Annotated in this window: 10 protein-coding genes; 3 read left to right on the top strand and 7 right to left on the bottom strand. The window is 73.4% G+C overall.

Annotation, left to right across the window (positions count from 1 at the left end; translation table 11 throughout):
- Nucleotides 1-1,544, bottom strand: a 1,544-nt coding sequence (gene efeU / locus KK097_RS15250; protein WP_214545324.1) for an iron uptake transporter permease EfeU, incomplete at its 3' end; no start/stop codon positions are given.
- 69 nt (nt 1,545-1,613) lie between these two features.
- Between efeU and KK097_RS15255 the strand changes: the two genes are divergently transcribed.
- Nucleotides 1,614-2,375, top strand: coding sequence for a trimeric intracellular cation channel family protein (locus KK097_RS15255; protein WP_214545325.1), 762 nt, complete (start codon nt 1,614-1,616; stop codon nt 2,373-2,375).
- 226 nt (nt 2,376-2,601) lie between these two features.
- Nucleotides 2,602-3,204 (top strand): TetR/AcrR family transcriptional regulator, encoded by a 603-nt coding sequence (locus KK097_RS15260; RefSeq protein WP_214531726.1) that lies wholly within the window; start codon nt 2,602-2,604, stop codon nt 3,202-3,204.
- Between the two features lie 757 nt (nt 3,205-3,961).
- On the opposite strand, the gene KK097_RS15265 is transcribed toward KK097_RS15260, so the two are convergent.
- The 5 genes from KK097_RS15265 to KK097_RS15285 all read right to left on the bottom strand — a co-directional run bounded on the left by KK097_RS15265 (nt 3,962) and on the right by KK097_RS15285 (nt 11,073).
- Entirely contained in the window at nt 3,962-6,322 is a 2,361-nt protein-coding gene (locus KK097_RS15265; protein WP_214545326.1) for a transglutaminase TgpA family protein, read from the bottom strand.
- Nucleotides 6,319-7,650 carry a DUF58 domain-containing protein gene (locus KK097_RS15270; RefSeq protein ID WP_214545327.1) on the bottom strand — a complete coding sequence of 444 codons (1,332 nt, stop codon included), beginning with the start codon at nt 7,648-7,650 and terminating at the stop codon, nt 6,319-6,321. Before KK097_RS15270 ends, KK097_RS15265 begins: the two co-directional genes overlap by 4 nt.
- Nucleotides 7,650-8,654, bottom strand: coding sequence for an AAA family ATPase (locus tag KK097_RS15275; RefSeq protein ID WP_250893375.1), 1,005 nt, complete (start codon nt 8,652-8,654; stop codon nt 7,650-7,652). The genes KK097_RS15270 and KK097_RS15275 overlap by 1 nt, the downstream gene beginning before the upstream one ends.
- A 200-nt stretch (nt 8,655-8,854) precedes the next feature.
- Entirely contained in the window at nt 8,855-9,859 is a 1,005-nt protein-coding gene (locus KK097_RS15280) for a sugar phosphate isomerase/epimerase family protein (protein WP_214545328.1), read from the bottom strand.
- Nucleotides 9,856-11,073: a Gfo/Idh/MocA family protein gene (locus tag KK097_RS15285; RefSeq protein WP_214545329.1), complete on the bottom strand. Its 1,218-nt coding sequence runs from the start codon at nt 11,071-11,073 to the stop codon at nt 9,856-9,858. Before KK097_RS15285 ends, KK097_RS15280 begins: the two co-directional genes overlap by 4 nt.
- A 115-nt stretch (nt 11,074-11,188) precedes the next feature.
- Here KK097_RS15285 and KK097_RS15290 point away from each other — a divergent pair, with 115 nt between their 5' ends.
- Entirely contained in the window at nt 11,189-12,193 is a 1,005-nt protein-coding gene (locus KK097_RS15290) for a LacI family DNA-binding transcriptional regulator (protein ID WP_214545330.1), read from the top strand.
- Between the two features lie 78 nt (nt 12,194-12,271).
- Here KK097_RS15290 and KK097_RS15295 read toward each other — a convergent pair whose 3' ends face one another.
- Nucleotides 12,272-12,721: a MarR family winged helix-turn-helix transcriptional regulator gene (locus tag KK097_RS15295; protein WP_214531207.1), complete on the bottom strand. Its 450-nt coding sequence runs from the start codon at nt 12,719-12,721 to the stop codon at nt 12,272-12,274.
- Nucleotides 12,722-12,818: the final 97 nt, after the last annotated feature.

Below are 12,818 nucleotides of genomic sequence, written 5' to 3' on the forward strand. Positions count from 1 at the left end.
GTGGGGGTGGTGGGGAGCCGCCGGCGACGGCGGTCACGGAGGGCGAGCAGCGCCTGCGCGGCGGCCGCTGTGCCGAGGGCGATCGGCAGCCAGGCCTTCCAGAGCAGGAGCTCGGCGGACCGCGCGTCCGCGGCGGCCACCGCGGCGGCCGACCGCTCGACGCGGGCGTCGGGGACGGACCAAACGGTGCGGTCCAGGGTCGTGGTGCGCGCGGACGGGAGGCCCCCACCGCTCAGCGTCAGCACGTCCCGTTCGTCGCGGGTGGCGTCCAGGACCCCGCCCCGGACCGTCCACAGCGTGACGGTGTCGCGGACGGCCCAGCGGGCCGCGAACGGGCCGGGGTTCGTCGACGGCGACACCCCGACGGGGAGGCGGCCGAACAGGGTGACGAGGTCGTCGAGCGTGAGCGTCGACGGACGGTCGTCGCCTGCGCTGCCGGTGCGCGAGCCGGCGCCGTCCTGCACGACGCGCCACCGGTCGGCGGCCACGCCCGCGCGGGTGACGCGGCGGTGGGCCGACGTCGGCAGGGCGATCCGGGCCTCCTGGCCGGTTCCGGTGCCGGCCACCCGCAGGACGCCGGACGCACCGTCGACGCTGGCGGAGACGGAGCTGGCGTCACCGCTGACCGCGGTCGTGCGGGGCAGGTCGACCCCGCCCGTCGGCACGGCGATCGCGAGCGCCGCTGCGGCCACGGCGAGTGCACCGGCGACGACCGCGCGCACCCGGGGCACGCGGTCCGGCGACGGACGCCAGGCGCGCCGCCAGAGGGTCAGGGCCAGCACCGGGACGACGTAGAGCACCCAGCCGAGCACCTCGATGACGCGCGGGTCCGGCGGGATGCCGAGCACGCCGGTGACCAGGGCGCCCTGCACCGAGCCGTTCGGGGCGAGCCACGACAGGTCGACGGTGCGCTGCTGGCCGATGACGATCCAGCCGGCCTCGTGCGCGCGGCGGAGGACGGTCAGCACCAGGCCGCCCGCGACGAAGACCAGGAAGACCCCGGTGCCGGTGAAGAACCGCGACAGGTTGAGGCGGACGCCACCGGTGTAGATGCCGAAGCCGACGACGACCGCCGCGGCGATGCCGATCACGGCCCCGAGGGCGGCGAGGCCGGTGTCCGACGTCGCCTGGAACGTGGCGAGCAGGAACACCGAGGTCTCGAAGCCCTCCTTCAGGACCGCGAGGAACGCCATGCCGGCCAGCGCCCAGGCGGTGCCGCGGCCGAGTGCGGCGGTCGCGCTCGCCTCGAGGTCGGTGGTCAGGGTGCGCGCATGGGTGCGCATCCAGACGATCATCCCGGTGACGAAGACGACGGCGACGATGCCGATCACCGCCTCCATGCCCTCCTGCTGGGCCTGCGGCAGCGCCTGCTCGACGGCCTGCAGCCCGAAGCCGACGGCGATGCTGAGCAGCACCGCGAGCCCGACGCCGGACCACATGGGGGCGAGCGGGACACGGTTGCGACGCAGGAACGCGGCGATGATGCCGACGATGAGCGTGGCTTCGAGGCCTTCGCGGAGGCCGATGACGAGGGTGGCGAGCATGACGAAGGTGAGGCTAACCTAACCGCGGATCGGCCCGCCAGTCGTTCGACGTGATGTTTGATGGTTCTCATGAACCTGCTGTCCGTCGACGGTCTGGCGTCGGTCACGAACGTGCTCGACCTGGCCGGGGTCTTCGCGTCCGCCCTGCTCGGCGGCTCCATCGCCCGCGCGATGGACTTCGACCTGTTCGGGTTCCTGGTCGTCGGGTTCGTCTCCGGGCTCGGCGGCGGGATGCTCCGCGACACCCTGCTGCAGAACGGACCACCCGTCGCGCTGGTCGACCCGCTGTACGTGCCGGTCGCCGTCGCCGGGGCGCTCGTCGCGTTCCTCGTGTCGTTCTCCGAGGTGACGTGGGACCGGCTGTTCACCGTGCTCGACGCCGCCGTGATCGGGTTCTGGGCCGTGGTGGGCGTGCAGCGGACCTACGACGCCGGACTCGACTGGCCCGCCGCGATCATCATGGGGACCATCACCGCGGTCGGCGGCGGCGCGATGCGCGACCTGCTGCTGCGGCGGGTGCCGGCGGTGTTCGGCGGGAACGCGCTGTACGCCACCGTGGCCGTCGCCGCGTCGGCCGTGATGGTGATCGCGTCCGCACTCGGTTCGCCCTCGCTCGGCATCCTGCTCGCGATCACGCTGTCGCTCGGGCTGCGCTGGGGTGCGGTCCGCCGCGGCTGGGGGCTGCCGAACGGCCGCGACTGGCAGCCGAAGTCGACCCTCGGTTCGCTGCTCCGGCGGGGTCGGAGCCTGCGACCGGACGCACTCCGGCTGCTCCGCCGTCCGGGCCGACGGACCGGTGCCGGCAGTGTCCGGGAAGAGCACGAGGACTGAGGGGCTGTCATCCGCGGCCCCGCGACGCTACGATCAGTACCGCCGGGTATCGTCCTGGCTGTTCTGCCGGGCAACATCCCGGTGAACGCTGTCCGCACAGCACCGACGCGACCCGAACGCGCCGGTTCCGAGCAGACGTGGGGATGGGGGCTTCGCTGATGCCGCGCGGGATCAGACGCGCGGCGCGGCAGGTCTCCCCACCACGGCACGGCCGAAACAGGAACCGATGAGCGACGACGCCTCCCCCACCCCGCGCATCCCGCGGGCCGAGGTCCGAGAACGTCTGCTCGCCGCCGGTGCCGAGGTCTTCGCGGAACAGGGCGTCTACGGGGCGCGACTCGACGACGTCGCAGCGCGCGCGGGGTTCAGCAAGGGCGCCGTCTACTCGAACTTCTCGTCGAAGGAGGACCTGCTCGCGCAGGTCATGCAACGGTCCACGAACGTGGTGCTCGGCTCACTGCAGGATCTCGTGCACGCGGACATCGCAGCCGTCGACGTCGGGGACGTCCTGCGCGCCGCGTTCGGGCAGCACGACCAGAGTGAGCAGTTCGCGTTGCTGTCGGCGTTCCGCGGGTACGCCGTGCGGCACCCGGAGCTGCTGCCCGAGTTCATCCGCCAGCGCCGGATCCTGCAGGACGGCGTGCTCGAGCTCGTGCGGCTGTGGCTCGGCGCCCACCCCGAGGTCGACGTCGGCATGAGCCCGGAGGAGTTCGCGACTCTGCTCATCGGGGCGAACGTCGGCCTGGTGTTCGATGCGCCGGCGCTGCCCGGGGTGGACCCGGGTGAGCTCATCGCGACGCTGCTCGAGGCGGTCATCCGCCGGCGCTGATGCTGGGGCGCGGCCGCGGGCGGCGGCTGGGGCGGGCGTAGGCGGCGGCTGGGGCGTTGTGGCGGTTGGGGCTTCGCACCGTGCGAGGTTGGCGACCCCGTGCCCGCTCGACCGCCCCGTGCACGCCTACAGCCGCGCACCGAGCTACCAACCGCGCACCACCCGACAAACCCCGCACCGTGCACCAGCCGCCGAGCCATCGCCCAACGGAGCCCGCACCGTGCGAGGTTGGCGATCCCGTGCCCGCTCGACCGCCCCGTGCACGCCTACAGCCCCGCACCGAGCTACCAGCCGCGCACCACCCGACGAACCTCGCACCGTGCAACACCCGCCGAGCCGCCACCCGACCAACCCCGCACCGTGCGAGGTTGGCGACCCCGTGCCCGCCCGACCGCCCCGTGCCCGCCAACAGCCCCGCACCGAACCACCAACCCGCACCACCCGACGAACCGCGCACCGTGGCCCAGCCGCCACCCGACCAACCCGCACCGTGCGAGGTTCGCGACCCCGTGCCCGCCCGACCGCCCCGTGCACGCCAACAGCCCCGCACCGAGCGAGCAACCGCGCACCACCCGACGAACCCCGCACCGTGCAACACCCGCCGTGCCATCGCCCAACGGAGCCCGCACCGTGCGAGGTTCGCGACCCCGTGCCCACTCGACCGCCCCGTGCACGCCTACAGCCCCGCACCGAGCGAGCACCCGCGCACCACCCGACGAACCTCGCACCGTGTACCAGCCGCCGGACCGCGCCCGCGTCAGGCCGGGCGGCGATCCCGACGGCGGGGCTTCGGTCCGTCGTGGGACCAGGCGGACGACGGCAGCAGACTCGGCGGCAGCAGGCGCGACCGCACGACCCGCAGGGTGGGCACCGAGGCGTCGAGAGCGTCACGAGCTTCGCGGACGTGTCGTCCCAACGCCGTGCTGTCCACCGACGCCACCCCGTCGGCGGCGAAGCGCTCGCGGTCGACCGCATCGACCGCGGCCTCCAGGTGCGGCAGGACCGATGCCGGCAACCCGGGACGCAGGCGTCCGAGCACGGCTCTGGCAGTCCGGGCCACGGCGGCGGCGTCTCCCGGCGGGGCGATGCCCGGCGCGTACCCGTGGTCGGCGACGTCGTCGAGCAGCTCACGCCAGGCCTGCACGGCGGGTGACCGGCCGGCGGCGATCGCCGACAGTCTCGACCGACGGCGAACGGCCCGCACGAGGCCCGGGGCGACGAGGACGCCGAGCACGAGCAGCAACCCCACCAGCAGCCCGACGGGGCCACCTCCGCCGCCGGTGCGGGACGCACCCGTGGCACCCGGAACCGGGGACGCCGAGGGGGTCGGCGACGCTGACTCTTCCGCCGGGGTGGTCTGCTCCGGCGCCGGCAACGGGGTCTCCGGCGCCGCAGCGGTGGGCGAGGCCGAGGGCTCTTCGGACGGGGCAGCCTCGTCGGAGTCGGGCGTCGGCTCGAACGCGACCCAGCCGGCGCCCTGGATGTACAGCTCGGGCCAGGAGTGCAGCTGCCGGTTCGACACCGCGTACTCGCCGTCGGGCTGCGGCGATCCCGCGCGGTACCCGACCGCGATGCGGGACGGGATGCCGAGGGTCCGGGCCATCACGGCCATGGCGGACGAGAAGTGCACGCAGTACCCGTCGCGGACCCGCAGGAAGGTCGAGACGACGTCCATGCTGTCGCCGTCGTAGCCCTGCTCTACCGGAGCGGTCTCGGAGTAGGTGAACAGGTCGCTACGGAACCACTGCTCGAGCGCCCGGGCACGCCCGTAGTCGTCGGTGCCGGCTGCGGCCACGCGGGTGGCGGCGGACGAGATGTTCGCGGGCAGGTCGTCGGGCAGGGCGAGGTCGGTGCGCAGCTGCTCCCGGCTCGGTTCCCGGAATCCACGACCATCGGAGCGGGCGAGGACCCCGGAGGCGGCGACCGCGTCGAGGTAGTCATTGGCGAAGGTCGAGGCCCCGTAGGCCTCGTACATCGCGCCACGGGCCGTCGCGGCACCGGTCGACCGGACGGTGCTCGAGTTCCCCATCCACCGCCACTGCGACAGGTCGAGGTTGGTGGACTGCGACTCGATCGACACCGCACCCGACGGCACCGGCAGGTAGGTGCTCGACAGCCCCGTGATCCGGACGGTCACGTCACCGCGGCTCGCCAGGCGCGGGTTGACCCCCTCGGCCCACTGCTGCTCGTCGGCGGTGTCGGCCTCGGCCGCGTTCGTCACGGTCGGCACCCAGTCCCCCGTGCCGAACTCGTCCAGGTCGGCGAGCTTGAGGTACTCGGGCTGCCCGTCCGACGACCGGTACCGGAACACCTCGAGCTCGCTCGGTCGGCGCAGGTCGTCGCCGAGCTCGAGCAGGGTGCCGGGCCGGCCGGGCTGGATCGGCGACTGGATCGCACCGGTCACGCCGGACAACCAGCTGGCGTTGAGCGGCACGATCGTCGGCAGTCCGATGGCCACGACGAGCCCGATCGCCCCGACGACCGCGGCCGGCAGTGCTCGCTGCACCGGGCGCACGGACAGCCAGAGCAGGGCGAGGAACGCCACAGCCGTGGTGATCACGAGCGGGGTGCCGGCGGGCTGCCCGGTGATGACACCCGGCACGATCAGGATGACGAGGGCCGGGGCCGCCGCGAGCGACGGGATCCGCGCGATGGCGGCGAGGAACAGCGAGACCGCCGCCACCCAGCCGATCGACGCGGTGACGACGAGCCGGATCGCGTCGGTCTGCGGCAGCGGCGCCGGGTTCAGCCGGATCGCGGCGAGGGTCTGCCCCAGCGCTCCGTCGGCGTCGAGCCACCCGAGCGGCTGGATGTCGTTGACCAGTGCGGCGGCGCACGAACAGGCGATGACCGTCCCGACGAGGAAGACGAAGCGGACACCGGGCGTCTGACGCCGGACCGCGAGCATCACCGCGACGAGCACGGCGACGACCACGACACCGGAGGCCCACCAGGCGATGCCCTGCACGAGCGGGCGGATGGCGAGCGCGGCGAGGAGCACCGGCACCGGGGCGAGTGCGACGACCCAGGCACTCGGCACGTCACGCAGGTCGTCGTCGCGGTCCAGGATCTCGCGAACGTCGGTACGCCCACGTGCCGGAGCGCTCACCCCGGTCACCGCGCGGCTCCGGACGGCGTCGCACCGGCGACCGGGACGACGAGGGTCCGCCAGCCGCCGCGGTCGAGGATGCCCCGCACGGCAGGGTCCGGCGGCACGATGGTCGCCAGGATCCCGCGGCTCGAGCCACTCGTCGCGCTGATGAGTTCGGCGGCCTGCTCGGCGGTGCAGTTGCCCGTGACGACGGCGGTCATGCCGTGCACGTCGCGCCCGCGGACCTCGGGCAGGACGTCGGTGACCTCGCGCGCCTCCGACCGCAGGCGCACGTCGGCGAGTCCGACGAGCACGTCGGTGAGGCCGCCGACGTCCCCCGCGTGCCGGGTGCTGCCGTCCGGGCCGTCGAACACCAGCACGACGCGTGAGGTCCGGGCGGCGAGGGCGCGGGCGACGCTGGCAGCCACCACGACGGCGTGCTCGAAGGCCTGGTCGCCGCCCAGGTCGGAGATCTCGGCGAGGTCCTCACGCCCGAGCCGCTGGTAGGACTCGCGACGGACGTCGAGCGCGATCACGGCCTCGGGCGGCTGGGCCTGCGTGGTCTGGCGGACGTGGAGTTCACCGCGGCGCGCACTCTGCGCCCAGTGCACCCGGCGGATCGGGTCGCCCGGTCGGTACGGACGGAGTTCGCTGTCGTCGGCGGAGCCGCCCTGTCCGACCCGCCCCTCGTCGGCGGAGACGGCACCGGCGAGCGCACCGGCGTCGATCGCCCCGAGGGGCGCCGAGGCCGGCACGACCACGACCTCTTCGGCGGCGACGACGGGGCGGTCGATCCGGAGCAGGCCGAACGGGTCCTCCACCCGGATCGTCACGGGCCCGACCAGCGAGCGGCCACGGTGCATCGCGAGCGCCTCGACGTCGAGGACCGCCGGGGGGACCCCGGGGCCGACCTCGGCGTAGGTCTCCGCCTCGGCCAGGCTGGCGAAGGCGTCCTCCAGCTGTTCGCGGACGAGCAGCGTCGCCCGCGGCCCGATCGGCAGGCTGGTGCTGCCGAGGGTGATGCGCTCCCGGTAGACCTCGCCCACCTGCACGATCGCGCGCGCGGTGCTGCGGCTGCCCCGGAGCGGGGTCGCGACGACGAACGCCATCACGATGCCGAGCACGACCAGCACGAGCAGCAGCAGGCCGGCCGAGACCGCGACGCTCGTGGTGCCGACCAGGCCGCCGCCGACCAGGCCGATGCCGATCGCGATGACCGTCCAGCCCCGGATCGTCGGACGCGGGAACGGGGTGCGGCGGGCCAGGGAGAGTCCGCGGCGGCCGAACCGCGTCGCCGTGGACCGCGCGGCACCGACGCGCCGCAGCAGCGACCACGGCGCCGATGGACCGGCCATCAGGAGCGGACGGGGGTGGCCGTGAACGGTATGGCGGTGTCCGAGACGATGCGGACGACGATCTCGCGCACGGTGTCCTCACCGGTGCCGCCGAGCCCGCGAGCGACCGGCACGAGCCGGTGCGCGAGCACGATCGGGGCGAGCGTGGCGACGTCGTCGGGGGTGACGAACGGGCGGCCGAGCAGGGCGGCGTGCGCGCGGGCGGCCTGGGCCAGGTGCAGCGTCGCGCGGGGGCTCGCGCCGAGCACCAGGTCGGGGTGGGTGCGCGTCGACCGGACGATCGCGATGATGTACGCCTCGACGTCGGGGGCGATGTGCACCCCGGCAACGGTCTCGATGATCGCCCGCAGCGTGGTGACGTCGACGATGGGGCGCAGGCGCGACAGCGGGTCGCTGCCGCCGCGGTTCGCGAGCATCTGCCGCTCGGCGTCGACGCTCGGGTACCCCATCGCGATCCGCGCCATGAAGCGGTCGCGCTGTGCCTCGGGCAGCGGGTACGTGCCCTCCATGTCGATCGGGTTCTGCGTCGCGACGATCATGAACGGGCGGTCGAGCTGCCGGGTCACGCCGTCGACGGTGACCTGCGACTCGGCCATCGCCTCGAGCAGGGCCGACTGGGTCTTCGGGCTGGTCCGGTTGATCTCGTCACCGATGACGACGTTCGCGAAGACGGGGCCGGGCGAGAACCGGAAGGTGCTGGACGACTGGTCGAAGATGTTCACGCCCGTCACGTCTGACGGCAGCATGTCCGAGGTGAACTGGATGCGGTTCACCGACCCGCCGACCGAGGCACCGAGCGCCTTGGCGAGCACCGTCTTGCCGACCCCGGGGACGTCCTCGACGAGCAGGTGTCCCTCGGCGAGCATGACCGTCAGCGCCGTGCGGATGGCTTCCGCCTTGCCGTCGATCACCGTGGCGACGGAGGCCACGATGTCGTCGCCCACCGCTCGGACGTGTTCGAGCGGGAAGGCGGGATCGGTCGGTTCCGGCACGCAGGGCTCCATCGTCAGAGGACAGGTGTCGTGCATGCTACCTCGGGCCGGTGACAGCACCCGGTACGGGTGCACGGACTGGTCGTTCCGCGCATCGGTGGCCGATCCGCGCGTGGTGGGGCCGGGAGGCACGGCCCACCCACACGTGATCCGTCACCGGTGCGCGGAACGGCCCACGGCCTCCAGGCAGTGTCCGGGACAGGTGTCGGTCGTCAGGGCCGGGGCGGCAACGCCGCGTCCGCAGCGCGCAGCACGCGCGCGGCGACCGCGACCCCTTCTTCGCGACCGAGCTCGGTGTCCTCGTGCTCGATGTTCACCCACATGTCCGGGTCGATGGATCGCAGGGCCTCGAGGAACGTCGACCAGTACGCCTCGTCGTGCCCCTTGCCGAGCGCGACGAAGTCCCACGCCGACGGCTTCGGCCACTCGTTCGCCCACTCGTCGCCGCCGAGGTTCGTGCGCGGCTCGTCGGGCGACAACCGGCGGAACGAGTTGTCGAGCACCCCGTTGATCGCCGCGTGCGGATTGATCCGGACGTCCTTGGCGGCAGCGTGGAACACCAGCGGACCGAGGTCGCGGGCGACCGCCACCGGGTCCATCTGCTGCCAGAACAGGTGCGACGCGTCGAGCTCGACGCCCACGTTCGTCAGGCCACCGCGCTCGACGAGTTCGCGGATCGACGCCGGGTTGAACACCAGGTTCTGCGGGTGCAGCTCGAGCGCGACCTTGACGCCGTGCTCCCGGGCCAGGGCGTCGATCTCCTGCCAGAACGGCACCGCGATGCTCCACTGGTGTTCGAGCACGTCGAGCGCGGCGGAGTTCCAGGCGTTCACGATCCAGTTCGGCCGTGTGCCGCCCGGCTCTCCCGCCGGCAGTCCGGACATCGTGACGACGCGGTCCTGGCCGAGGCGGGCGGCGAGACGGATGCTGCGCCGGACGTCCTCGGCGTGCGCGGGACCGATCGACGGGTCGGGGTGCAGCGGGTTGCCGTTGCAGTTGAGCCCGGCGATCGAGACGCCGGTCCCGTCGAACTGCGCGAGGAACGCGTCACGCGCCCCGTCGTCCTGCAGGATCGCGTCGATGTCGGGCACGTGCACCGGGGGCAGGAACCCGCCGGTGTTCAGCTCGATGCCGGTGAGCCCGTTGGCCGCGATGACCCGGAGCGCGTCGGCGAGGGGCCGGTCGTGCAGGATCGCGTTGTAGAGACCGAGTTTCATGCGTTGACTGCTTCCGTGATCGTCTGTGTGGCTCCGCCGGCTGCGGCGGACCGTGCCACCGCGTCGAGGACCTCCATGTTGTGCACGCCGTCGTCGAACGTGGCGTTCGCGGGCAGGGGGTCGAGCACCGCACCGGACAGCCCCACGACCTCGTCGAGGAACGCCCGCGCCTGGTACTCGAACATCTGGTTCTGCCCCCAGCCCACCCCCGGGGCGTCCATGGCCATCCCTCCGGCGACGTAGGGGTGGTCGGGGCCGAGCACGACCTGGCGGTACCCACCGAGCCGCGAGCCGTCGGACCGCAGGGCGAGGCCGATCTCGGACGCACGCTCCTGGTCCCAGCGGGCGGCCCCCCGCTCGCAGAACACCTCGATGACGAGCCCGTTCGGGTGCCCGGCCGCGACGCGCGAGGCCTCGAGCGACCCGACGACCGTGCCGTCACCGAACCGTGCACTGAAGGTGGCGTAGTCGTCGTTGCCGACCGTCGCGGTCTCACCGGTGAGCGGGACGGCCTGCCCGCGGAGCGCATGCCCCGCGGCGATCGGGCGCTCGGTGATCGACGTGGTGAACGTCCCACCGCTGACGCTCCGGACCGGACCGGCCAGGAACTCGGCGACGTAGGACAGGTGCGAGCCGACGTCGGCGAGCGCTCCGGACCCCGGCTCGCCGGCGAAGCGCCACGAGAACGGGACGTCGGGCGAGGCGCCGTAGTCGGTCCAGTACCGGCCGGAGACGTGCAGGACCCGACCGAGCGTGCCGTCCTCCACGAGCTCCTTGATCGCGGCGAGCCCGGGAGCCCGGCGGTAGGTGAAGCCGATGCGACCGAGGACTCCGCGCTGCTCGGCCTCGGCGGCCGCGGACGCCATCGCCCGGGCGTCGTCGAGCGAGTCGGACAGCGGCTTCTCGCACAGCACGTGCTTGCCGGCGGCGAGCAGCCCCTCGACGATCTCGCGGTGCAGGGTGTTCGCGACGACGACGCTCACCACGTCGATGTCGTCCGCTGCCGCGATGGCCCGCCAGTCGGTGTCGTGCCGCTCGTAGCCGAAGCGCCGTGCGGCCTCGGCGGCGAGGGGCTCGTAGACGTCGCCGACCGAGACGAGCCGGACCGGCGGCAGCGTCGAGGTGAAGAGGGAGGGTGCGTTCCGCCACGCAGCCATGTGGGCCTTGCCCGCCATGCCCGCACCGATGACGGCGACGCCGATGCTGTCGCTCATGTTCTCTCCTTCGAGAAGCTCGCTGGGATCCGCTCTGGAACGTTCCAGAACGTGTCGGTAGACTGTAGCCGCAGTAGCCCATGTCCTGTCAAGCACCGTGCCGGAAAGGCTCAGCGTGTCCCCTCGCCCGCCGACGATCATCGACGTCGCCGCACGTGCCGGCGTGTCGAAGTCCCTGGTGTCGATGGTGCTGCGCGACGACCCCGGGGTCTCCCCCGCCCGCCGCTCCGCGGTGCTCGCCGCCGTCGCGGAGCTCGGTTACCGCCCGAACCGCGCCGCCGCCATCCTCGCCGGCACCCGGACCCGCACCATCGGGGTCATCGTCGACGACTTCCGGAACCCCTGGTACGTCCCGATGCTCGACGGCATCCGCGAGGCCCTCGCCCCACACGGCCTCCGCCTCACCCTCGCCGACACCCGCGCCAACGCCCACCTCGACTCCTCCCCCTTCGACGACCTGGTCTCCCTGCGGGTCGACGGCGTGGTCCTCGCCGCCGAGGGCTTCCCCGACGTCGTCGTCCCCGCGGACACCCCGGTCGTGATCGCCGGCGCGCGCGAGGACGTCCCCGGCGGACTCGACGTGGTCGCCTCCGACGAAGCCGCCGGCGGGCGGTTGGCAGCGGATCACCTGATCGGCCTGGGTCACCGCCGCATCGCCCACGTCACCGGCTCGGGAGGCCCGGCTGCCATCCGCCGTCAGGCCACCGTCGCGCAGCTGGTCGCGTCCGGCATCGAGCCGCTGGTCTACGGCTCCGGCCCGACCTCGGAGACGACCGGCTACGAGGGCATGCGACTCGCCCTCCGTGAGCACCCCGACCTGACCGCGGTGTTCGCCGCGAACGACGTCATGGCGATGGGCGCGATCGCCGCCGTGCAGGAAGCCGGACTCCGCGTGCCGCAGGACGTCTCGGTGATCGGCAACGACGAGACCCCGCTCGCCGCCTCACCCCTGCTGCGCCTGACGACGGTCGACCCGCACAACGACGAGGTCGGGCGCCTGGCGGCTGCGCGGTTGGTCGAGCGGATCAGCGCGCCCGCTGGGGCTCCGGCGGATCCCCTCCGGACGCTCGTGCCACCGACGCTCGTCGTGCGGTCGACGACGGGGCCGCCGCGCGCCTGAGTGGTGACCACCCCGGGGCCGGTGCCGGCGGGGCGGAGGTGCGCCGCGCCTCCAGGCCGTGTGCGAGGTGACCCGAGGTCAGACGCGCGCGCCCTCGAGCCGCTCGACGGACTCGGCCAGGTCGGCGAGCTCGGGGACCTCGTGCGCCTCGGCGAGGGCACCCTCGAGCGCCTCGGCGTGGATCGGTGTCGCACGCTCGAGCAGGGCCTGCCCGGCGTGCGTGAGTTCTGTGTAGAGCCCGCGACGGTCGTCGGCGCACAGGACGCGGGTCAGCAGGGCGCGCTCCTCGAGCCGGTTCACCAGGCGGGTGGTCGCACTCGGGCTGAGCGCTGCGGCGCGGGCGAGCTGCTGCATGCGCATGTGGAAACCGTCCTGACGGCGCAGGGCATCGAGCACCGTGAACTCCACGACCGACAGGTCGACCTGGCGGAGCGCCCGCTCCAGGCGCGTCTCGATCAGGCCGTGCAGCGCCGCCAGGGTGCGCCAGCCGTGTGCGCGGACGGCGGTCGAGGTGTCGTCGACGGACATCGGGGCTCCTTCGGTCGGTGCAGACGACGATAGTTGCTTGCGCGGATACCCCGCGTGTGCAACTATCGATATCCCGCGTCTGCAACAACAAGCGTAC

Origin of the sequence: Curtobacterium flaccumfaciens (genome assembly GCF_018598405.1) — a bacterium.
Classification (GTDB): Bacteria; Actinomycetota; Actinomycetes; order Actinomycetales; family Microbacteriaceae; genus Curtobacterium; species Curtobacterium aurantiacum.

Coding starts and splice junctions, on each gene's coding strand:
- KK097_RS15255 (WP_214545325.1), top strand. CDS start 1,614: ATGAACCTGCTGTCCGTCGACGGTCTGGCGTCGGTCACGAACGTGCTC.
- KK097_RS15275 (WP_250893375.1), bottom strand. CDS start 8,654: ATGGAGCCCTGCGTGCCGGAACCGACCGATCCCGCCTTCCCGCTCGAA.
- KK097_RS15280 (WP_214545328.1), bottom strand. CDS start 9,859: ATGAAACTCGGTCTCTACAACGCGATCCTGCACGACCGGCCCCTCGCC.
- KK097_RS15260 (WP_214531726.1), top strand. CDS start 2,602: ATGAGCGACGACGCCTCCCCCACCCCGCGCATCCCGCGGGCCGAGGTC.
- KK097_RS15285 (WP_214545329.1), bottom strand. CDS start 11,073: ATGAGCGACAGCATCGGCGTCGCCGTCATCGGTGCGGGCATGGCGGGC.
- KK097_RS15295 (WP_214531207.1), bottom strand. CDS start 12,721: ATGTCCGTCGACGACACCTCGACCGCCGTCCGCGCACACGGCTGGCGC.
- KK097_RS15270 (WP_214545327.1), bottom strand. CDS start 7,650: ATGGCCGGTCCATCGGCGCCGTGGTCGCTGCTGCGGCGCGTCGGTGCC.